This window comes from Phyllobacterium endophyticum (assembly GCF_003010935.1).
Taxonomy (GTDB): domain Bacteria; phylum Pseudomonadota; class Alphaproteobacteria; order Rhizobiales; family Rhizobiaceae; genus Phyllobacterium; species Phyllobacterium endophyticum.
Genome location: NZ_PGGN01000003.1, coordinates 828657 through 849238 on the forward strand (window position 1 = coordinate 828657; position 20582 = coordinate 849238).

The window sequence follows — 20582 nt, forward strand, 5'->3', positions numbered from 1 at the left end:
GAGGGCGGATGACGACGCGCAACAGGCAGTGGATCGAGGGCGGAATCTTTCTGGCTGGCTTTGCCGCCTGCATCCCACTCGCCAATTATATGATCGGTCATGTCGGCACGATCTGCGTCCCTGACGGTCCCTGCCTTATCCCCGTCGGCTTTGGTCTGACGGCACCGAGCGGGGTACTGCTTGTCGGGCTTGCGCTCGTTCTGCGTGACCTGGTGCAGCGTCGCCTCGGCCTTCTGTGGTCACTCGGAGCGATCATTGTTGGCGCGTTCCTGTCGACGACCTTCACGGCGCCATCTTTGGCGCTGGCCTCTGCGAGCGCCTTCGTTACCTCCGAGCTTGCTGACCTACTGGTGTTCACGCCTCTCCAGAAAAAGGGCCTGATCAAAGCGGCTTTTGCAAGCAGCATTGTCGGCCTCATCGTCGACAGCGTGATGTTTCTTTGGCTGGCATTTGGTTCGCTTGATTTTCTGGCTGGACAGGTTCTAGGGAAATTGATCATGGTTGTATTGACGCTTCCAATGCTGTTCTGGATCCGCAACCGAGACCGGCGATTGGGGCTGATGGCAGTATGACGACAGAGGCCGATGATAAATTGGGATGCGCGCAGGCCATTTTTGAGGCCATTGCTGGCAAGTCCATCTCTTTCTTTCCTCGGGCCGACGACAATCGCGCTCCTGGCAGGCTCCGGACGCTCACCGACAAAGAAGCGATCGAAGCGATCAGTGCCGAGGTAAAACACTTAGCGCCTGACGAAGACACGCTCGAGGACGCGCTGAAGGTCGCTCGCGAGTCTCTCGACGAAGTCACTGCCCAAACCAACTATCAGGACGGAAAAGCCACGCGCCTTCTGACCATCCTAACCTTTATGTCGGCATTTTCCGGTTTCGCCTTCAATAGACTAGCGGATGGCTATCCACTCTCGATCATCTCCTGGGTGGATAAAAGGTCTTCGTTCAACAGCGGCTTGGTTGTGGTCAGCTATTTGCTCTTCGCAGCGTTTGCCTTGCTCGCCACCTCTGGGGCGCTGGTGACGTTTCATGCGATCCGGGCTCGCTTCCGCTACCCAAGAGCAGCCGCGAAGGACAGGCCTCCGGCATCTATGCTTTTTTGGATGGGGATCTCGCGCACTCAGCCAAACAGGTGGGCAAAAGCCTTCATTGATCCTGCCGATCCTAAAAAAGTCGCACCGGAACTGCGCATTGAATACCTTAGGAACTACATTGTCGAAACCTATCTAGTCGCCGCCAAGGTCGCAGACAAAGTTAGGTTTCTGGAGCCGGCGCAGCGCATCCAGTCTTGGGCGATCAAGGCCCTGTTCTTTTGGATTATTGTAACGGCTTTCGTATTTGCCTTTGTGCAGCCGGTAAAAAAGGAGTCTAATCCGGTGATTCGAATAGAAACGCCGATCTCCTCGGTGTGTATCACTGGTGGAAACAATGTCTCCACGGCAGCAAACGGCCAGCCTTGCAGCCCCTCGCCTTGACACGGGTCGCGCGGGACCGCTGGTCCTGATTGACGCGGACAATACCCTCTGGGACACAGATGGCGTTTTTGCGGAAGCGCAATTGGGTCTTCTGGAGGCAGTCGAGCATGCTGCCAATCTGGCTGGTCCTAAGGCCGACCGCCTAGAGTTCGTTCGGGAATTCGATCAGAAATTGGCCCAAAAGCATCATCTTGGACTTCGCTACCCTACCCGCCTGCTGATCGACGCGTTGACGCTCGGACTACGGGGCGTGGGCTCCCAAGAGGCTGTGCGGCGTGCTTGGAGCAACGGTGCGGATTCGGGTCTCGACCGTGCTTTGGTGGGTAAGATGGAGAGCGACTTCTTCGCAAACATCGCAAAACAACCAAAGCTCCATGTCGGCGTCATTAAGGGTTTGCGCGACCTTGCCTCCATCGGCGCGACGTCGGTCGTTTTCACGGAAGGGAGTCGCAAGCGTGTGATGCGCACGATCGAATCGCACCAACTCAGCGGGTTCGTAGACCGTGTCTTTGAAGCGCCAAAAACGGTCCGCATGTTTGAGCGAGTGAAGAAACTGGCGACGGTAAACCAGTCAATCTATGTGATTGGCGATCAGCTTACCCGCGACATCCGACCTGCAAACGAGGCTGGTGTCAAGACCATCTATATACCTGGCGGCTTTCAGCCGAAGTGGGAGTTCGAAGCCGGCGCCCTGCCGACGTTCCAAGCCCCCTCGTTCGATGCGGCGGTTACTTTCCTGCTTCACTCCGAAGATGATGCCCGCCCGACCAATTAGGCGGTTAAAACCCGGACTATTTGCGGGTCCAGAACAGGACGCAATCGTCACCGACCTCCTCGTATTCACGCCGCTCGAGAAGAAGGGGCTCGTGAAGGCTGCTTTTGTCAGCAGTGTTGACGGCCTCATCGTCGACAGCAGAATGTTTCTTGGCTCGTCTTCGGCTCGCTCGATTTCCTAGCTGGCCGAGTTGTCAGTAAACTTATCACGGTGATCGCGACAATACCGGTTCTAATCTGGATCCGGAGCCGAGATCGGCGTCTGGGGCTATCGCAAGCATGAATCAGATCTGCAGGATCACCCTAACATCTGGTCAGGGGCGGCCACATCGATTACTCGATCATTTGACCCGATCACCCGCTTCGGAGTTCGGAGGTGGTAATTTTCAGCTTCAGTTGAGCCGATCGAGGACTGCCCGTAGGATGCTCGCCGTTCCTTTACCCGGCGCCCAGATCGGCTCTTTACCGACCAGCGCATCCTTCACGCAGTAGAAGGCTTGATGGCTACTGCTCTTCCAGGCGAAGACGAACAGGTCTGCAGTCTTGGCGAGATTCGTCAGTTGAGTCGTCGCGACCAGGTCCGAATTGACGACCACTTTGCAGCCGGGAAACAGCTTTTCAAGCGCGATTTTCGCCCGACTGCCCGCCGCTTCGGCCAGCGTGTAGATTCCGATTGTCCTGCCCTCAAGGTTGGGCAGAGCAGCGGCGGCAACGTCGTCCAGGCCTTGCTCGCGCTTGAGGGCGTTGACCGCCTCGGGCCCGACGCCATAGTCTTTCGCCAGCGTGTCGACCGAAACTAGATCAGCTGGCGCCAGTCGATGGGCAAAACCGGCGGCTTGGCCAAGCACCTGGAGAAAAAGCCTCAGCCGGGCGTCGCGGGCCTGATCCGACGGGCTGGGAAGGATCGCGAGCGACTCAGCGACGTCGAGGCTCCACGGCAGATAGGCGTAGGAGCCGATCCTCTTCTGCACATCTTCGAGATCATTCATCAGCGACACGTACTCGGATGATGACAATCCCTGCTCGATTAGCAATGTCGTCAACTGTGCGAGTAGGTCGAGGTCCGATCGTGATAGCGTATCGCTCACCGCGATCAGCAGGAACAGCAACGACGCGATCGGCTTCGCTGCCGGCGACACCTTCACGTCATCGGGGAAGAAGCCCGCGAAGATCTGGGGAACGGCAGCGCGAGCGATCGCGCTGGCCTCGCCGTCGAGGCCGCCGATGATATCGACGAACTGCTGGGCGAGTGGACTGCTTTCTCTTATCTCTGACGCATTCCAGTTGGTCGGAGCGGATTGCACGTCGCGCTCGGCGACGACGAGATTTCGCCCCGCCTGCAACTGCTGTGCCCACCGCAACCAAGGGCTGACCACGGCTGCGGGCGTCGGTTCGGCTCGCGCAGGCGTTGCACCGTCGGTCTGCGATTGCCTCAGGCTCTCGATTTTCGCCGCGACGGCGGGCGCCAAAGAATCGAGGAGCGCCGGGTCGGAGCCTTCGAGTAGCGCAATGAAACGATCCTGAGCCTCGTCGGTCCCGATCGTTCCCACGCAGGACACCAACCTGCTGATAGTCTTCCTGCTCGGCGGCAGCCGCATGTAAAATTCGAAGGCGCGATCGATCTGCCCGTCGTCAAATGCTTCGTCCGCCTCGTCCAACGTCGTGGCAGATGGGGACTTGGGCTCTGCGACAGGAGCCGGCTCGAACACCGCGGTTTGCGTTCCTGCAGGCAACAGCGCGAGGAGCGAAGCGACGATCGCCAGGTCTGGGCTCGGTTGCATTTGCTCGAACAGCGCGAACGCCTTGACCACGCGTGGTGCGCGAATGCCCCGACGCGACGCAAACAGTTTGGGATACGGTGTTGCGACGTGAACGGTGAAGGCTTCGCGCAGCGCGGCCGGATCGCCACTCGCCTCCGCCTCGTCGACATAGGTGCGGTAGAGCGCCTCGATCAGGTCTGCGAGAATCTGCGGCGGAAGGGCAAGATCCGCGAGCGTCTTGATGAGCCAGTGATCGCGCGCGATCTGCGGCCAGAGCCCGAGGCCCGCGCTCAGCCTCACGTCGAGGTATTTGAGGTTCTCCTCGCTGAGGCGTCCGGTCTGCTTCAACTCGGCGATCATTGCCTCGGCCTGCGTCTCGTCGCCAGTCAGCAGCGCGCGCTCGAAGTCGCCACGGATCGCTCCGACCGGGCGGATCTGCGCGCGTGTCACTCGCGGCTTTCGCTCGAGCAGCGCTGCAAAATCACCTAAGCGGTCGGCAATCGTCCGCATTGCTGCGGCATCGGGTCCGGTGAAGCGATATACAGTCCCACCAAAGCGGCTGCGAAGCGCGGCCGCCATCGGATCTGGGGCATCGCTTGGCACTCGGTCGCAGCGACTCAGCCATGTCGGCCCAAGCCACGCATTGAGTTCGTCCCCGAGTTCATATCCGCCTGCGGCTCCTTGCGTAGTGGCATACCAGCCCGTCACCTCTCCGCCACGCACGAACGGAAGTACCAGCGGCGCGTTGGCTTTCTCGACGCCGAGATGGGTGAGCCATCGCCGAACCTGATCCGCCTGTTCCGCAGGGGCGGAGCCGCTGAGAAGCGACCTCCAACTCAGCTCGTTGGGAGATACGAAGAAGCCCTCTAGCCATTCTTGCTCACTCGCGGGCAGATGTTCGATCATGCGGCCTTGCCCACATATGATTCAAAGTTGATCTGTGCTTCGGCGAGCGTCTTCGGCGTGGTGTCGTAGACCACCATCTCGTCGTTCAATTCGAGGCCGTTGTAAGTGAGGTTCATCGACCCGGTGAGCAGTCCTCGTTTGAGCAGCACGCCCTTAATGTGAAGATGCTGTCGCCGGACGACGCACAACTTGTCAGTGAGGCCGGCCTCGTCGGCTGCCGTCGCGAGCGCATTGATTAGCGGATCGTTGTGATCGTCTAAGCTCGTTGCAATGCCGAGCGCCGTGCCGCGCGCCATGACGTCGGTCAGAACCTCGACCAATCTGATCTCGCGGCTGCCCCACTCCGGATTGATCGAGCCGAAACCGCCTGCGCGGTTGTCGAATAACACCACGTTGCTGATCCAGGGGCTGACCAGCCAAGCGCGCTCTCCGCCCGGCGCAAGGAGTTCGCCGAGGAACATCATTTGCAGGAGTTCACGAATGAGATTTTGGCTGGTCACCGCGCTCTTGAAGATCCGTCGCGTCTCAAAGCTCATTGCAGCGCCTCCGCGACATCGAGATCGACATGGAAGGCATCCTCCATCCGCCGCACCGCCTGGACGCGGGCAAAGACCGACAGATAGCCGGACTGCACCGGATTGGTCGCCAGAAAGCTCAGAGCGTCCGCCAGCAGCGGTGAAGCCGCCATTGGGCAGACCAACGTCGCGGCGCCGACGTCGGCGAGACGATCGAGGCAAAGATCCTGCCAGCCGTCAGCCTCGAGATTGATGAGCGCAGCATCCTCCGCCAGATAGGTCCGCAACAGCAGCGGATCAGGCAGCGGCAGATCGGCAAATGGCGAATAGGGCCGAAGGCCCGATTGCCGAATTTGCGCGCCGCGCGGCCAGAGCAGTCCGTAGATCACGCCGAATCGCCACTGATCCGGATTGACCGTCGGCGGTTCGATGCCGGCCAGGGCAAGTGCCGCATCAATGTCGTCGGAGCGCGCGAGCCGGTAGGCGAGCACGCGGGCATCCAGTTCGATGCCGAGACGCGCCTCCTCGGCGTCCCACAACCGCACTGCGTCGAGGAAGAAGGCATCGCTGTCGCCGCTCGAGCCGGGCCGGAGGATGCGGTTGGCGAGCGCGACAACGAACGCGTGAAATGTGACGAATCCTTCCTCCGCGAGCGCGTGACGCAACGCGGTGAAACTCGCATGGCTTTCCTCCGCGCCCGAGGCATGCCGGAACGCACGCGTTGCGGTCAGCAATGGATCGTCGCTGTCGCCCTCCACGACCGACGCGAGGAAGCGACCGAGTTGATAGTCGCTGAGGGAGAAATCATTGTCGCGTAGCGTCGCCGTCATCAGGCTGAAGAACCGCCGTGGGTCCTCGACGTATTGACGCTGCGCCTCCTCGATCTGCCCGTTGCCGCCCGGCGCCATCTCACTGATCCAGATCTCACCACCGGGTGTGCCGGCGAGGACGTCATCTTCTTCCCGAACCCCTGCCGTCACATCGAGGATCAGACTCTCGCCGTCGATCTGCGGGCATAAGCTTGTGATGGCGCTGAGCGCAGCCGCGCCGACGGTCGAAGCGTATCGCTCGCGCAGCCATGGCTCCCAACCCGCGTCGATAGGCGTCCATAGGATCGCAGCCAAATCAAATAGGCTGGCCACCACTTGCCGGTCGGCGAGGAAGCCGGCCAGATCCTGGCGCAGCTTGTCCTGCCGGTTGCCTAGAGCATTGGCATCATCGACGATCGCCGACTGAAACAGGATATTGAGCGTCTGATCGAGGCTGAGTTCGGCGTTCCTGTCCGCTAACCGTGCGGCCGCTTCCCTCAACGAGATCCCACGCGCCATCGCTTCATTGCTGAGGGCTGCAAGCATTAGATGGGCCAACCACTCTCGCGCGAACGGATTCTCCACCCTTTCGCCAAGCGGCCCGTGCAATGCCTGATGGTGGAAGCGCGCCGTGCGCATCGCCCGATATCGTGGGTCCGACTCCGCTCCGAGGTTCGACCACAAGGCCTCGGGGAATCGCAGGCGCATGCACATCGCATCGACAGCAAGACTGAACCCAAGGGCGACCGGTTCACCACCAACTTCGAAGTGGAACTCTTTGGCGAGTGATCCGCCGTCGCGGAAGCTAATCTCCGCATTGCTCCCAAGCGTCGTCCGGCGGACCTCGATCGGGCTCAGCCCTTCGTGAGAGTAGAACCGCACGTCTTCGATCAGTGGTGTCCAAGAACTGCCGCGCGGCGGATCGAGCACTAAGCCCTGATCGCGCGCGACAAGCTGACTGCGCCAGCGAAGTCGGGCGTTGGACGTATCGACGACAGTACCGGGCGGCGGCTGGACTTCGAGAACGCGCGGCCGATAGACGGGGACCAGCCGAACCGAACCGGCGACATTGATGGGCCAATCGCCGAGGCGGTCGAGACGAGCGAGTGGCTCGAGCGGCACGGCTTGCTCGCGGTTCTGGTCGAGTGCCGGGCATAACCAATGCCGCTCGAACGCGTGGCTGATGCCGTATCGCCGCGACACGCGGCCGGGGGCGAACTCGCGCAGGGCCTGCACGATCGGCATAGCAGCCCGCTCGGGCGTTGCGCTGCCGGGTTGCGGCAGGACGATATCGACTTCGGGAAGGTTGAGGTCGCTGAACAGGTTGGCTGGCGCGAATTCGGGTAGAGGCGAGTTGAAGACCTGATGATCCTCACCCGCACGGCCCCTGGCGCGCCAGTTGCTCTCGAGCCGGCGAAGGGCAGTCGGCAGGACCTGCGTCATCAGCGGCCGGGGGTGATCCCAGAGCAATGGCGTGACCGCGCTTTCTTCGACCTTCAGCGCCGAGGCGAGATAGGACGCATAGCGGTCGAGTTCGGCGGGGATGCTGAGGATGCGGCGGATAAGGCCGGCGAGCGCTGTCTGCCGCGCCCGCTGGTAATTGTTGTCAGTACTGCTCGACAGGTCCAGCCACACGCTCCCCTGGGGGGAGGAACCGAGCATCTGGCTCAGATAGTCGAGCGTCGCATAGACCGCCTGAATGCGCATCACATAGCGGTTAGCGATCGGCAGCGTACGCAGCGGCAACTCGGGATCGAACAGCAGGTCGTAGCTCTGATATGCGAGACGGTCCCGGCCATAGTCGGACAGCACCGCGACGGTCCAAGGCCGCATCTGGCGCGATCGGCCAGCCCGACCTTTGCGCTGGAGAAATTGCGCAACGTCGCGCGGTGCCTTGTGCTGGATGACCGCACCGACGCGCGGATCGTTGAATCCAACTTCGAGCGAAGCGGTCGCGACAATGATGTCGAGATTGTTGCCGACACCCGGATCCATCGACATCACGCGCCCGATCGCCTTGCGATCCTGCGGCTGGAGAGTGTGGCCGATCTCAACCACCGCCTCCCAATCCTGCCCATGCAGCTTGCGGTGCTGGGCCGGCAGCGGACGGCGCAGCGAAGCCAGGCCGCCGTCCGGCTTGTTCGCCAAGTCGGGCACGCCGCTGCTCCGTCGGCCCTCGGCATCGAGCATGGCGAAATACATGCGGTTGGTAACATCGATGTCATCTGTGAACAGGAATACACGTTCCCCGATGATGCCCCGGCTCTTGCGTTCATCCGGCGCGTCGAGAAGCCGGGAAAGGAGCATCCCCGTCTGGATCGTCGTCGACAGCAGTGCGGTGCGCGACACGGGATCGCCCCGCAACGCGAGCAGATACTCGGCGCCTTCCGCGATCATGTCACGGTTGGAAGGGGCGATTTCGGCCGACGCCTGTTCGTACAAGCCGGTCAATTGTGCGAAGAAGCGCGCACCGTCCTTGAGCGTCGCGGACAAGCCCACAAAGCTAACGTGCCGCCGGAGGAGTCGCCGCCAGCGACGCAAGAGGAAGGCGACTTGAGCACCAGAACTGCCGGCATAGGTATGGACCTCGTCCAGCAGCATCATTTCCACCGGTCGCTGCGCACGCTCTCCGATTCCGAAGAGATGCCGGAAACGGTCGTCCCCAATGCGCTGGTTGAGCATCTCGGTGGTGGTGAACAGGATGTCGGGCGCCTCCCTCTGCAACCGGTCGCGGGTGAGAATGATCTCGTCGCTCTCGATGGCGGCGGAACATTCGAGGCATTCGAGCCGCTCGCGCCCCGTGCGCCGGTCCGCGTCCCGCCACGCCATGTCGCCGTCACAGCCCGTCGAGGGACAACGGAGATACTCGCAGACGAGACCGGCGGAGGTTTGCCGCCAGCCGCTACGCGCCTCGGGGGCTTTTTCCGCCGACCGAGGCGTCGGACCGAAGAACGTGCCGATCAGTATCTTCCTGCGCCCGCGCACCGCGAGCAAGGCATCGAGACGGCGCGCCTTGCCATAGACTTCGGCGAACTGGTCCTTCAGAAGTTCGTTGCGCGGATAAAGGGCGAGGACCTTGACCCACCGCTCGCCGACGGCATCACGCTGGATATGCGAGGCGATCCGCGACAGCGCGGGCAGATAGAAGGCCAAGGTCTTGCCGCTACCGGTGCCGGCACTGACCAGCGTGGCTGTCGAGTGAGAGCCCTCAAAGCTCCCAAGTATCCGCGCAGCGGCCGCGACTTGAAAGCCTGCAAGCGCAAATCTTGGCCCATAGCTATCGACGAGCGCCGAGAGGGCAGCGCGTGCGGCCCTATCGGGCGTTGCTGACGCGATTGTTGCGAGCGCAGTCGCCGCGTCGATATCGCGCCGCGGATATAGGCGCCGGCGCCAAATAAAGCGGAAGTCGGCAACGAGGGTCGGAGCGGTCTGCCAGCCGATGGGCCCACGATGTTGCGGAAACAGTTGGCGTAACCGGAACAGTAGACGCACGCCTTCTGCCATCCGCGACCGATATCGCAAGCCCGATACCTCACCGACATCGAACAGGAGAGCACGATCGATCAGCGCGATAATGACGTGACCTGCATCCGCGAACGAAACCCCGGCGCCCAATCTCGGATCGTCGAGCAGTGCATCGATAATGCCGTGCAGTTCGCCCGCCGAAACGTGGCCATCGACAAGGCCCCATGTCAGGAGCCGGGCTTCACGTTGCTCGATCTCATCAAGCGCGGCGAGCATCAAAGGTTCATCGGCTTCCATCGGCACTCCCCGGCACGATCCGGTAATTGTCAAACGCATCATTCTCGTTGAGCCATTTGAGGACCGCTTCGGTCAGTAGGTCGAGCTTCGCTCCCCCGCTCTGGATGGCTTCGAGGAAGCGCTTCACGTCGACCGGCACGTTGAAGTCGAATTCCTTCGCCGTCTCGGTAAGCCGTGCCGCCAGTGCCTTCACGCGTTCGATCGCTGCGTGGTCCGCGGGGAACTTGTCGAACTCGGCTCGGAACGCTTGGTGGAGTTGTTCATAGGTCTTAAATGCGGCATTATTCGCCGGCGTGAAGGCAATGCGGCCTTTCACCAACGCTGGCGCCTCGCCGGTGAACAGGGTTTGCCGATATCCTTTCCATGCACGCACGACGGAGGCGGAGACGTCCGTGGAGGCCGTCTTTATCTCCTTGAGGAGATTGGCCCAACCAGTACCCTTCTTGAGTGCGGCTGCCTTTCGCTCCGCCGAAAAGCGATCGAGCAGTGTCGCGGCCCGTTTACGTGCCGTCTCGAGCGAGGGTGGTTCGGGCGTTTCGATTTCCGAACCCAGCAGCAGCGCACGCTGGTCGAGGGCACGGCTGAGTTCGACCGCGGGCGGCGCGAGGTCGGAGCGCAGGTCCTCGAGCAACCCTGTTTCCTCGACATTCGCACCAAGCAGGTCGAGCGCAACCAACCGTTCGCGAAGCGCCTTGGTGCGAGCAGGAAGGGAGGTGCTCATTCTGCGGCCTCCGCAGCCACGTGTGACGTTCCACTCACGCCTTCGAGCAGGCTAGTGATCTCCGCCGCAACAGCGTTAGGATCTGACTGGCCCCGAACCGCCTCCTGCTGAGTGACGCGCGGCTCAGCTTGCGACACAATCTGGGTGGCGAGAGTCAGGAACGACATGGTCCGCTGGATCAATCCGAGATCGAGCGACCCAAGCGCGTTGAGCAACTTGGGGATTTGTTCGCGGTCAGCTTCATCGACGATCATCGCCGTCTTTTCCACTAAGTCAACGAAGCGGCTGGTCTGGAACTCTGTTAGGCGAATTTCGAACTCGCTGTTCTTGATCGTGACATTGTCGGGCCAGCAGTTGGTCTTCTGCAGCAGTGGGATAATTTCGCGCAGATCCGCAACGAAAGTGCCTTTGTCGAAGCTTTCGTCGACATAATCGGCGGTCTCGATGCGAAATGCACGGAGCTTGGCTATGACCGACTGCAGCTTTCCCCAGATGCGCGCGTCGGTCATGGTCGGAATAAAGGTCCGAGCCTCGTCCGGCAGCCCGTCTGGAAGCGGCCCAGTTGGCGGATCCCCGGCAAGCACATCGAGCAGCCTAGGGCTGTCGACCGCGAAGGGCTTACTTCCGGTGCCCTGGAAGCTGGCGCTGCGATCGAGCAGCAGTTGTTGCAGGATCGTGCGCGTACTTCGGCCGTTAACCGACCCCGTCGCCTGGGCGCGAAGTTGATCCCAGCCTTCTTCGAAAGCGTGCGTCTCCACCTGCGGCGGCGGCGAGAAGAGGCCGCGCAGAAGTGGTTCGGCACTAGCCGGCCGAACCGGAGGGGAAAGGCCGACAATGCGTGATTGATTGAGCAGGGCTCGGCCGATCACCGCGGTCTGCGCATTTGCTTCCGCGACGAGCATCGGAACCAACTGCGCGACCAAACGATCGATGATCGCGGCGCTCGCGACGTAGTCAATATCTGCCTCGGGATAATCCCAGCGATAACCGTTGAACCCGAACCGCAGCGCGCCGAGAAACCCTTCGCGCAATGTCCCTTCCAAGTCGTCATGGTTATCGCAAACGACAAGAATACGACCGCCGATCGGATTGTTTCGAGCCCCGGCGATAGCGAGCCATGTGGCCTTGATTTCCTGATCTGGAATGCGAAGTGCGGGCCAATTGATTGCGCCCTTCAGCATCGCCGCCAGGGCGCTTCGAAGTTCACGCGCGTCAGCCTGAACCAACTCGGTGCCAGACGCCCAAGCATCCAGCTTCTTCGACCATGCCGCGGCACGCGGATCCTGCTCGGCTCCTGCTGGAGGCGGCGCGGAGGGCGGAGTTTCTATGGGAGCCGCGCCTGCCGTTGAGGTAGGCAGAGCATGTGAAGGTACAAACACCACGCTAGCGAGTTCGGCTGGCGTCGGCAGCGCGAAGGTGGAAAAGATCGCCGGGGGCACATGGGCAAGCGCGGCCTGATCTGCCGCATTGCCGCCCCATACCGCCAGCGCCGAGCCCAAGCGCCGCTTGACGGGTTCGGGTTGGCTTGCTTGCCGGACCAGCCCAGCGAGATATGCGTTCGGGCGCAGCCCGTGGAATTCGGGCGGGGGGAAATTCCCGCTGAGAAAATTCCCCCGCATAAGCAGCGGACGGCGGAGGATCTCGTTGATTACCCGGCGCGGGTTAAAGATGAGCCGGTCAGCCTCGGTCAGATGTCGGTGGACGAGTTGCTCGATTGCCAGATGGTTGTATGGAAATAGCGCGTGGCCGCGTGCCGAGTATCCGAAGGCGGTCAGCGCCTCAGCCTCCTCGTCGCTCTGCTCCTCGTCCCGCCAGGGCGGCAACCAGCCGGTGAGCCCGTCGTCGGCACCGCGGCGGTTGAAGCGTTTGCGCAGGCCGTCTTCACCCCAACGGCCCGCATTCAAATACGCGCCGACCATCTCGGTAACGGCGCGCTTGATCTCCTGGTCGCTCTGCTCACGGTGGCCGATCACCCAAACGCGCTGCGCGCGCGTCAGGATCGTGTCGCGCGAGGCAAGATAACCGTCGGTGAGCGCGAGCGCCGTACGCATGGTGGCGCGCACCTTCTTCCCATCATGAGTGCCTTCCTGCACGCATACCTTGAGTAGCACATCCTGAATGCCCGACAGCGCGGCAAAATCCTCGACGAGCAGGACTAGGTCTTTATCGTCCTTTAGCAGGATTTCACGGATGCCGAGAATGATGTCCTGCAAGGTAATGCCGCCCGTGCTCTGCTCAAGCTGGAAGACATTTCCAATCGCCGTGTCGACAATTGTGTTGAGAAGGTCGGCCGCGGCCTGACGGCGGCGGACATCCTGAACAGCGAGTTGAGTCTGATAATAGGTCTTTACCGGCAGTGCCGCTTCATTGAGATCGATCTCGTCGGGGAGGAGGAAATCTTCGGCGAAAAATTGTGACTGAGTTTCGTCTCCCTCCGCACCGTCTTCCCGGCCTCGCAGCGCGCGAGCGACCACCCTGGCCAACACGGTGTCATCGAAATAGTCCCTGAGCGCCGCGTCGCTGAACAATTTCGGCAAGTCTCTTGCGTGACCGATCATGACCGATAGCTCGGCGCGTCGTTCTTTGTGCTCGCGTGCCTCCACAATCAGTGCGTCCGCTCGGCTCGCCAGCGCATTCTCGATCTGTGCGCGGAACAGCACCACTGCCTTGCGCTTATCGACCTCCGCAACCGCGCGCGTTAGCTCCGATCGCGACGCCTCGAAACGCGGATCGCCTTCCAGCGGCTCGAGAATGAGTTCGACAACGCGTCGGAGACTTGCACTCTTTGGAATACGGATAATGTGGAGGCGATCCCGCTTGGGCGAGCGCTGTAGCTGCGCGTCGAGCCAGCGGATGATGTGTGACTTGCCGACGCCGGAGGGTCCGGTGATCGGAAACAGTAGATATCCGCCCGGCACGTCGTTGGAAAGAAAAGCATCGAGCAGTTCCTGCTCGCTTGCCGAAGCCTCGATGTTCGTACCGGCATTGCGAGTCGTGAGCGGAGTCGGCTGATGAACTGCCAGCAAGACCGACACGTCCGCGGTCTCAGCTTCGTTCTTGATGCACGCGTTGACCTCCTCGGTCTCAGGCCAATATCTCTCGAGCATCAGCGCGCCTTTCCTGTTTGCGCCAGGGCTACATGGGATACGTCCCGCCAGGTGCGGGCATTGCTGCCGGTGAGCGTCACAACCCCTTCAGGGTCGCTTCGGTTTGAGAGCGCGATGGACCCCTCATGATCGAGGCGTTGGATCGCCCGGGATAAGGACGAGGAGACGAGGCCAGCACGGAGCTTAGGCCGAGCGCTTTCCTTCAACGCGCCCTCGACCTGGACCCGATAGGCCCCACCGTCGAGGACCGGAAGCACAGCGGCAGCCCGCTCCATAAAAGCTGGAGCGGACAATTCTGGGTTCGAACCGAATATCTCGGGGAGAGTCTCGCGCAAAGCCTGCGTTGGATCCACGACCCACTGCACGCCGTCGCGGGCGAACCCCAGATAGAGCATCCAGGTTTTGAGGCCGTTCCAGCGCGTATTGTTCTGGGCAATCTTCTGCGCGCCGCTGTCGAGCAGCTGCCGCCCCTCTAGGTCAGCCAGACGTTCTGAATTGGCGTCGAGCGTATATATGTCCTGGGCGAGCATCCACGCCACGCCGCGCGACAGGTCCGCGCTCTTGGCTTCCTCACTCTCCCAAAAACGCGCATTGTTTGCCGACTGCAGCGCCACTGTGCGCGCCACTTTCGGAAGGCGATTTTCCGCTCCCTCGGCGTTCTTGCCAAGCGCAGAACGGTACGGCTCAGCAATGATAACCAACCCGTTTTCCTCGCCAAACAGGCCAAGCTCGGTCCAGCGGTTCAGCGTCCTTGTCAACTGGCTGGTGTCGAAAGCGTCAGCGGCGGCGCCACATGCAAGGAGTAGATCCTCGCGACCCTTTGGCCCAAAGCGAACGAGCGCACGAACCAGCACGATCAGCACATTGAACAGCCCGTCGCTGGTTTGGTTGAGGACACTCACAGGCGCGCTCCGAGGTTGAATTGATCGACGGCTAGCACATTGGAGCCAGTGTCGGCAATGCGGCGTGCAAAGTTCCATGGGTCTGGCGTCGAGGCCGATAATATGATGACATGCAGCGGTCGTTTCATGAAGAATAATTCTCTCGGCAAGGTCCTGCCCATCGCGTCCGTCCAGAGCGTTACCCGGGGAAGCTCGTAGGACGAGGGACGAAGCATTTCTTCTTCGAGCGTCTGCAATAACAGCACATGATCATCGCTTTGCTTGTGCAGGACTGACAGCGCGGCGCTGCGCTTGCGAAACGACGAAGAGGTCGCAATCTCGCGCACGCCGAACATCGCGACAAAATTGCGGAGCAGGCTACCGATCTCATCGTCGTCGAGCGGGTCCTCGAGGGGCAGTATAATCGGCTGGCTTACGTCGAGGTGCGGGAAGCGAGCGGAAAAGAGACTGAGGTCGAAGTGCCCGACCTGCTCGATGCCGTAGGCGGGAGGCGCCGGATAGTCGGTTGTAGCCGTCCCATCGCGTCGATGCGTCGGGCATCCCCCACAGGCGCGTGAAACAATCACCGAACGCCCCGGTGCATTACTGCGATAAAGATGATCCAGCAGCAGTGAAACCTCGGTCGAACCGCTGAGCAGCTTGTCGAGCACGGCGCGGTTCTCGGTCGCTGTATCGAACGAGCGCTGCCGCTCCTGACCGATCAGCGCTTCGAAGCGTTCGCGGCTGAGGTGGCCGAACTCCGACATGCCAACAACGGTGCGCTGAAAAAATTTGGACCAATGCTCATCACTGCGTAGTTCAAAGGCGGATTCGCCCTCGTCTTCCAGCTGCGCGATGCGGGACGGCGGCTGCGATTCCAATTCGAGCAAGCCGGCCCTAGCCATCATGATCAACGTACGCATGTTCCAGGACTGGTTATAGTCTGACTGTCTGCGCAGCCGCGGCGGAACGACCGCTAAGTCCACCTCGAGCAACTGCCCTATGGCATCGAGTTGCACGCTTTGACCATACATGGTCGTCCACCGCTCAAACGCGAGATCGTCGCTTATCAAAGAAGGCGAGGCGATCTGATAGGCCGTCTCCTGGTCCTCTCGCGAGTAGATCAGGAACGACGCCGAGGGACACCCATCGCGTCCACCACGCCCCACTTCCTGATAGAAGCGATCAAGCGTCTCAGGCACGGCGGCATGAATAACCGTCCGTACGTCGCGTTTGTCGATGCCGACCCCAAAGGCTGATGTGGCGACGATTCCATCGAGTCCTCCCTCAGACCACTGGTCGATAATCCGCAGACGATCGGCATGGGGCGTCTCGCCGTGAAAGCATTCGATGCGAGCATAACCTTCGCTCCGCAACAACCGCATCCATCGTTTCGCATCACTGCGCTTTGTCACATAGAGGATGAACGGGCGCGGTGCTTGCCGCAGGAGTTCGAGAACTTTACGATCCTTGTCTTCGGGATCGTCCTCGCGATGCACCCAGTATTGCGGCTCTGGTCGAAGATGGACGGAGGCGACCATCTGGACAGTGCGCGCGGGCCCGAACAACGCGTCGATTGTTTCCACCGTGTCAGGCGCCAGGGTCGCGGACATCAGAAGCGTCCTAAACCGCCGGGCCTCAGGGCATGCTTCAAGCAGACCGCGACGCACGCCCGCCAGCATTTGAAAGGCGGGGCGGAAGCCATCACCCCATTGGCTCACCAGATGGGCTTCATCGACGATAATATACGAGATCAGCCCTGCGCGCGCCGCATCGTAAAGTGAAGGCAGCAGCGCGCCCGTCACCGCCTCGGGCGAACAATACAGAATGCCTTGGCGACCTTCGCGAATGGCGGACTTGATGGCGGCGCGCTCCTCCGTGCGCAGGCCGGCATGCCATGCAAGCGCGGGCACTTCGCGGCGTGGGTAGCGGCGTCTCAGCATCTGCCGCATCTGCCGCGCTTGATCGAGCGCCAGTGCCGTCGTCGGCACAACACAGAGCGATAGACCGCCTTCGAGGCCCCGCGCGAGAACGGGGGCCTGGGCGACAAAGCTCTTGCCCGATCCAGTCGGCAGAGCGACCACCAAAGTCTCTCCGGTCGGCAGCAGAAAGGCGCTGCGCACGGCTTCTCGCTGTCCCGGGGACACGTAGGTATCAAAACCGCTCGCCTCGCCAAGGAACGGATCGATCGGCCGTTGCCAGTCGAGCCGGACATTCCGCTCGGCAAAGACATCCTCGAAGACTGGGTTATCACTGTCCCCGAGCCAGGCCGCACGCCATGGTCGGGCCTCGATTAGGAGATGCCCGCTCGATTCACTGTGGGCACGGATGCCAAAGCTCGCCCAATCGGTTCGGGTGGGCCAACCTACTCCCGAAGGAACGCGCAACTGCGCCTGCTGACCCGCGCGCAGCGATTGCCGGCGCAGCACGTGCCGGAAAAGCGCCATCGCGTCATGCGGACTGTTTAGCCGCCCCGCTTCCTTCGCAGCTAGGAGCACTTGGGTCAGCCTGTCAAAAATGCCGTCTGTGAGCGGCGACTGTCTGACAACCTTGGTGGGGTCTAGCAAAGCATCCTGCAAGCTTCCGAAGTCATGCACGGCCATCAGATGCCGCCCGAAATTTGGTCGGTCGCCGATCGGCTCGCAGAGATGAAGACTGCACCAATCGTATCAAGCCGAACATGAGGGAAATTGATGCCGACTCGCAGTTTTGCGCCGAGTTGCTCCTCGAACATAAGCTCGGCACTTTCTCCTTCGGCGGTCGACGTACGTGCCCGTACCCGCAATTGCCCGAGTCGCCCTTGATCGACGCGAGCTGCCCGCTGCTCTGCTTGGCCAAGGCTTGCGATCAGTTCGGGATCAGCACGAAGCGCGTCCTCTGCCACCGATCTAGCCTTTCCGCAAAGCTCTCTCCAATAGGCGAGTTCCGGGAGGTGCAACTGCAGCAGACGCTGCCATCTTCTCGAGTTCAGGTTGAGATCGAGGGCCCCGCTACGGTCAGGCTTGACGCTATACGGACGCCCCAAGCGCGCCAACAGCGCCTCATCGTCCACCAGATTTAATTCACGATCGAGCCAAATCGAGCGGTAAAATGGGGCGAGCGCCATGTCGCCTCGTCGGCGAACGGCCGCGCGGGCGGCGCTCGTCTCACGATGATATGCAGCCAGCACGCCCATCGCCGGGGCGATGTCCGCCTCTAAGATGAAATCGAAGCGAAAATAGAATTCGGCAAGCGGGTCGCCGATATGATCGGGCACAAAGCGCCACATAGCGAAGGATCGACCGCGATCATCAGCTTCCGTGAGCGCGGTCAGTCCGCTGATCAGGGGATCACCGTAGCGCAAAAGACGAACGCCATTGGCGCGCGCGGCATGACTGAGCGCAGTTCGTCTGCGGAATGTGTACGGAATCGTTCTGACCGTCCGCCCGCCCCTCGACCCGAGCACCAGATCGAGTGCGGCCGCGCACTGCGTCATGAACGCCGGAAGGGAGATCAGAGTTTGCGGATTGGAGGTCGAATAGACGTAACGAAATGGTGCTGCCGCACTGGCGCCGCCGGCGAGCAGGCGCGCCTCGTCGGCGCGGCCGAATTGGAGAGTCTGGTCGAGCCAGGCTGCCGTATCGCTTGCGAGCGACTGCCAATCCTCGTCGACTTCCGAAATCTCATCTATCATATCGGTCGGAGGCGCTCCCAGCGCATCAAGCGCATCCTGTTGATCCATCGATTTGATCTCGCGTTCGATTGAACCCTGCTCGCCTGCGCCGCTTGCTGTCAGATCGGTAATTGCCTCGGCACCATCCGTGAAAAGTGAGCGCGCGATCTCACGAACGGTCTCCTCGATCAAATATTGAAGGCTCGCAACCGAGCGGTCGAATACCCTCAGGGCGGTGTCGAGATACCCTATCCAAGCCACTTCCAAGGGATCGTCCTCGCAAGCCAGCACGAGTGAACGCACTGCCTCCCCGGATCCATAGCGATCTACCCGTCCGAGCCGCTGCTCGATCCGGTTCGGGTTGAGCGGCAGGTCATAATGGACAACCACCTTCTTTCCGCCCTGGAGGTTGAGGCCCTCCTCGGCCCGTCGGTCGCAGACGAGCACAGGATGATCGGCCGCCCCTCCAAATGCTATCCATGAATCGTCCTCGGGATCGTGCCGATCGACCGTAATCTCCAGCGCGTCTCGGATAAGCCTCGCAAGGGCGTCGGCGGTCTTCGGATCGGAACAAAAAACGACGCACTGGGCGCGACTACGCACCAGCGGAGCGAGCACTTCAAGCAGTGCCTGTGCTCGGTCTTCAAACAAGCCGGCGCGCTCGAGAGAACGGTTGATCTTCGCAAAGCGTTCGTGATCGCCCATCATCACGGTTTGGCCGGCGAGGAATCCGTTCTTCCCTTCGCCAGGAATGGGATATTGCGAAGCGCGGTCGAGCACCTGCCAGAAGGTGCGTACACGATCGCTCCGGAGCTTTTCGGAGCCGGCAGCGTCGAGTTTAACGGCCTCATCGAACCGCCAGTCATCCAAAGCGGTTGTCAATGCTGCGCGATCAGTGCTCGCATATCGGATGATCTCCGCGCCAGAGCGGTCAGGAGTTAGCCCCCCGATGTTCCGTCGCCGATGGCGCAAGATGCGTCGGTGCAACCTGTAGACTTCGCTGAGATGGGCGTGTAGCCGGCCGATCGCCTCGACGAGTGCAGGATCCTCGGGATCGGGCATCGTCTCGACGACGCTGCGCAAATCCCCCGCATGCTCCTGCAGCAATTCGTCATGAGGAAATAGCGTCGCCAACTGGTCGATAGTATAGTCCAGGTATAGCGCGTTTTCGGGTGTCAGACCGGCAACAATCTCCGCCAGCGCCTGGCGGCGTTCGATCTTCCGCCGAAACGATATTTCGCCGTTAAGCGGATAAGTGGCGGGGTCGAGCAGGTGTAGCATTTCAAGAAAGCCACGCTCGTTGCGGAGCGCCGGCGTCGCCGACAATAACAGGACACGGTCGATTGACGGTGACGCAGCAGCGATGTCGTCGTAAATTCCGTTACCGACGCCCATCTTTTGCCCAGTCAGATGATGCGCTTCGTCGATCACCAGCATCGTAGTGCTAGGCAGAAGCGCGCGTATACTTTCGTAGTCGCTGAGTGCAACAACGTGGAGGCTGCGATCCAGGCAGCGCCCGAGAAAAAATTTATTCGCAAGCTCACTTCGCCACTGACCGACCAGCGCTGCGGGTGCAATCACGAGGATGCTGCATTTCTGCTGCGCATCAATAATGCATTGCCGGATAAGGACGCCGGCTTCTATCGTTTTGCCCAGCCCAACCTCGTCCGCGAGCAAATATCGCTGCACCGGGTCCTGAAGGATGCGCCGCACCACCTCGACTTGATGCGCCTCAAGTTCGATCGCCGACCCAAGTAGGGCCGACATTCCCACCGACGCTGCACGTTGGCGCGTCTGTGAACGGACGAAAACACTGCGTCCATCGGAAAATCTTGGGCTCTCGTTGATCCGGTTCGCGAGGAACGGCGTTGGGTCTTCGATGGGGCGAGCCCACCGCACAAAGAGCGCCCCGACCTTCAGGTGCTTCGCCTTGCCGTTCGGGAACTGGATGAGTTGGCTGTCGCCATGATCATCGAGCAGCCGACCGATCTCCCAAGACCCCGCCGCTTCGTCGAAATGATAGATGCGGGTCTGCTCAGCGAGCGTCACGCGCTCCATCAGATCACTTTCAATCTGATGCACGACCAACTCGGTCATCGGTGAATCGAAATACTCGACAACGCAGAGAGACCGGGTTCGGCCGACTAGCTTGCCTATACCCAGCGATGCGTACTGCCCCTCGTTCGACTGAACGAACACTGCTCAACCCCCG

Annotated in this window: 11 protein-coding genes; 3 read left to right on the plus strand and 8 right to left on the minus strand. The window is 61.1% G+C overall.

Translation table 11 applies throughout. The features are described 5' to 3' along the window. Window positions 1-8: 8 nt before the first annotated feature. Genes CU100_RS18145 through CU100_RS18155 form a run of 3 tightly spaced genes read left to right on the plus strand, consistent with a single transcriptional unit; the run spans window position 9 to window position 2258 of the window. The gene (locus CU100_RS18145; protein WP_106717939.1) at window positions 9-572 is read left to right on the plus strand and encodes a VUT family protein; all 564 of its coding nucleotides are present in this window, start codon (window positions 9-11) and stop codon (window positions 570-572) included. Next, on the plus strand, window positions 569-1483 hold the full coding sequence (locus tag CU100_RS18150; protein ID WP_106717940.1) for a hypothetical protein: 915 nt from the start codon (window positions 569-571) through the stop codon (window positions 1481-1483). The genes CU100_RS18145 and CU100_RS18150 overlap by 4 nt, the downstream gene beginning before the upstream one ends. Continuing rightward, entirely contained in the window at window positions 1437-2258 is an 822-nt protein-coding gene (locus CU100_RS18155) for an HAD family hydrolase (RefSeq protein ID WP_106717941.1), read from the plus strand. The genes CU100_RS18150 and CU100_RS18155 overlap by 47 nt, the downstream gene beginning before the upstream one ends. A gap of 391 nt (window positions 2259-2649) precedes the next feature. Here the strand turns inward: CU100_RS18155 and dpdD are convergent, their stop codons facing one another. From dpdD to dpdE, 8 genes are read right to left on the minus strand one after another with little or no spacing between them, the layout of a single operon-like run. Next, window positions 2650-4923: a protein DpdD gene (dpdD, locus tag CU100_RS18165; protein ID WP_106717943.1), complete on the minus strand. Its 2274-nt coding sequence runs from the start codon at window positions 4921-4923 to the stop codon at window positions 2650-2652. After that, window positions 4920-5459, minus strand: coding sequence for a phospholipase D-like domain-containing protein DpdK (dpdK, locus tag CU100_RS18170; RefSeq protein ID WP_106717944.1), 540 nt, complete (start codon window positions 5457-5459; stop codon window positions 4920-4922). Before dpdK ends, dpdD begins: the two co-directional genes overlap by 4 nt. Then, window positions 5456-10051, minus strand: coding sequence for a protein DpdJ (dpdJ, locus tag CU100_RS18175; protein WP_106717945.1), 4596 nt, complete (start codon window positions 10049-10051; stop codon window positions 5456-5458). Before dpdJ ends, dpdK begins: the two co-directional genes overlap by 4 nt. Next, window positions 9996-10730, minus strand: a complete 735-nt coding sequence (locus tag CU100_RS18180; protein WP_106717946.1) for a hypothetical protein — start codon at window positions 10728-10730, stop codon at window positions 9996-9998. Before CU100_RS18180 ends, dpdJ begins: the two co-directional genes overlap by 56 nt. Further along, entirely contained in the window at window positions 10727-13837 is a 3111-nt protein-coding gene (gene dpdH / locus CU100_RS18185) for a protein DpdH (RefSeq protein ID WP_106717947.1), read from the minus strand. Before dpdH ends, CU100_RS18180 begins: the two co-directional genes overlap by 4 nt. Then, a complete protein-coding gene (gene dpdG / locus CU100_RS18190; protein ID WP_106717948.1) occupies window positions 13837-14739 on the minus strand; it encodes a protein DpdG in 903 nt (300 codons plus the stop codon). Before dpdG ends, dpdH begins: the two co-directional genes overlap by 1 nt. Next, window positions 14736-17321 carry a protein DpdF gene (dpdF, locus tag CU100_RS18195; protein WP_106717949.1) on the minus strand — a complete coding sequence of 862 codons (2586 nt, stop codon included), beginning with the start codon at window positions 17319-17321 and terminating at the stop codon, window positions 14736-14738. The genes dpdG and dpdF overlap by 4 nt, the downstream gene beginning before the upstream one ends. Further along, the gene (gene dpdE, locus CU100_RS18200) at window positions 17321-20569 is read right to left on the minus strand and encodes a protein DpdE (RefSeq protein WP_280951618.1); all 3249 of its coding nucleotides are present in this window, start codon (window positions 20567-20569) and stop codon (window positions 17321-17323) included. The genes dpdF and dpdE overlap by 1 nt, the downstream gene beginning before the upstream one ends. Between the last annotated feature and the right edge of the window lie 13 nt (window positions 20570-20582).